Annotated in this window: 1 rRNA gene; it reads right to left on the reverse strand. The window is 51.2% G+C overall.

From position 1 onward, the window contains the following. Positions 1-100 (reverse strand): 5S ribosomal RNA (rrf, locus tag WFI24_RS34460); the annotation flags it as partial. Between the last annotated feature and the right edge of the window lie 115 nt (positions 101-215).

Below are 215 nucleotides of genomic sequence, written 5' to 3' on the forward strand. Positions count from 1 at the left end.
TCTCCCAGGACCCTGCGGTCCAAGTACCATCGGCGCTAGAGGGCTTAACGGTCGTGTTCGGGATGGGTACGTGTGGAACCCCTCCGCCATCGCCACCAAACGCATAGCTTACATTTCAGAGTTGTTGTTCTCTGAAAACTAGATTCGAAACGAAACATGCGATTTAGAACTTGCTAATTGGATAAGCCCTCGACCGATTAGTACTGGTCAGCTCC

The organism is Paenibacillus sp. USHLN196 (assembly GCF_037144955.1).
Lineage (GTDB): Bacteria > Bacillota > Bacilli > Paenibacillales > Paenibacillaceae > Paenibacillus > Paenibacillus xylanexedens_C.